General features: G+C 50.6%; 4 protein-coding genes. 3 read left to right on the plus strand and 1 reads right to left on the minus strand.

Annotated features, from left to right (window positions below):
* The 3 genes from AACY42_RS28375 to AACY42_RS28385 all read left to right on the plus strand — a co-directional run.
* Positions 1-584, plus strand: a 584-nt coding sequence (locus AACY42_RS28375; RefSeq protein ID WP_339483810.1) for an RHS repeat-associated core domain-containing protein, incomplete at its 5' end; no start/stop codon positions are given.
* A complete protein-coding gene (locus AACY42_RS28380) occupies positions 581-1003 on the plus strand; it encodes a HEAT repeat domain-containing protein (RefSeq protein WP_339483812.1) in 423 nt (140 codons plus the stop codon). The genes AACY42_RS28375 and AACY42_RS28380, both read left to right, overlap by 4 nt.
* Before the next feature lie 45 nt (positions 1004-1048).
* Positions 1049-1312: a PAAR domain-containing protein gene (locus AACY42_RS28385; protein ID WP_339483814.1), complete on the plus strand. Its 264-nt coding sequence runs from the start codon at positions 1049-1051 to the stop codon at positions 1310-1312.
* On the opposite strand, the gene AACY42_RS28895 is transcribed toward AACY42_RS28385, so the two are convergent.
* Positions 1291-1630: hypothetical protein (locus AACY42_RS28895; protein WP_445261769.1), on the minus strand; the 340-nt coding region annotated here is incomplete at its 5' end. The two genes, AACY42_RS28385 and AACY42_RS28895, sit on opposite strands and share 22 nt — an antisense overlap.

Raw genomic sequence — 1630 nt, forward strand, 5'->3', positions numbered from 1 at the left:
GATTGGCCAAGGAACAGCGCAGCGAGACCGCCAAACGGGCGGACATCCGCAATTCGTTGCGCTTTCAAGGGCAGTACTTCGATGTGGAAACCGGGCTGCACTACAACCGCTATCGGTACTATGATCCGCAGGTCGGGCGGTTTATTGGCAAGGATCCGATTGGGTTTGCGGGGGGGCTCAACATCTATGCGTACGCGCCGAACCCCGCAGATTGGACAGATCCTTTGGGCCTTACAAGATCTGGCAGAAAACCAGCACCCACAGGAAAATCCAACATTGATAACCGATCATGTTGTGCAAAAAAGTGGAGTGTTGAGCGATACGATAGAAAATGTAACGGACATATTCCAGGAGTAGGAAATGTGACTCTATTTAGAGATCCTAAAGATGGCTCTTGGTATTCCGCAGACAAAACCGAACATGGGGGAAGCGCATGGAAATTATTTTCAGAATCGAGGAGCGCCGGAACCCTTGAGTGGATGGCAGACCTCAATGACCAAGGAGACATAATGAAAGGGAAACACAAAGGTTCAACAGGCCGGTCCATTGATCTTAAAAAATTAAAGTGCCAGGATAAGAAATGATTAATTCAGCAGAAGAGTTCATTAGCCTCATCAACAGCAGTATTGAAACAGACAGAAGTAGAGCCATCACCGACAAGGCAAGCGAGTCCGTATGGGAGGATGTAATTTTAAAGCACCCAGATTATGAAACATTTATACTGCAAAACGAGACCATTTCACCGCTCACCATAAGTTCTTTATCAAAAAGCCAAAATTGGAAAACAAGGCATGGGGTCGCAAAAAAAAGAAAGTCCGGGACTGAAGTGCTTACTTATCTGTCAAATGACGAAGACCCCATCGTTAGACAGGCAATTGCGTCAAATCAAAAAACACCCTATGCAATATTAAAAAAACTATGTTTCGACACCGACGACAGGGTTAATAGTGTCGCAAATTACAACATCAAACTTCGCCCCCAAAAGCAGATACCCGGCAGCTAAAAATATAATTCACCATATCCAAAGTCTTTGATGGTTATAAAACTAATGAAATGTATAGTCCGCCTCGGCGACGCCACCGACCACGGTGGTGTTGTCACCGAATCCATCCCACACACCAACCTCAACGGCAAACCCATGGCCGGAAAGGGTCACATGGTGATGTGCCCCTTATGCAAGGGCCCCTTCCCGATCGCCGAAGGAAGCAACACCTATTCCGTCAATGGCATTCCCGTGGCGTTGGATGGCATGAAGACAACCTGCGGCGCGACCCTGATCGCCAGTGGCTCTCATGGCGCTGTGCATCGCTGACCTGCGCCCCGCTCTTTAACAACTGAACGACACCGGCATTGGCTTGATCGCGCCAATGCCCATGCCTGCGTCAAACCCGCGACGCCGAAGGCCGCCTGCTCACCCACACCGACGCTCTGCGCCAGCGCACCACCTGGCACTACAACGAAGCCGGACTGATCCAGCAGCGTCTTGACACCAACGGAACAACACTCGACTACCGCTGGGACCGCCTCGGCCAACTGCTGGAACTGCGCAACGAAAACAACAGCACCGCCAGCTTCAAATACGACCCCGCCGGGCGCCTGCTCAAGGAAACCGGCTTCGACCAACAGACCA

It is taken from the genome of Pseudomonas sp. RL_5y_Pfl2_73 (genome assembly GCF_963970515.1).
Lineage (GTDB): Bacteria > Pseudomonadota > Gammaproteobacteria > Pseudomonadales > Pseudomonadaceae > Aquipseudomonas.

Bases quoted from the DNA above. Each gene is read 5' to 3' on its own strand.
- AACY42_RS28380 (WP_339483812.1), top strand. From the start codon at position 581: ATGATTAATTCAGCAGAAGAGTTCATTAGCCTCATCAACAGCAGTATT.
- AACY42_RS28385 (WP_339483814.1), top strand. From the start codon at position 1,049: ATGAAATGTATAGTCCGCCTCGGCGACGCCACCGACCACGGTGGTGTT.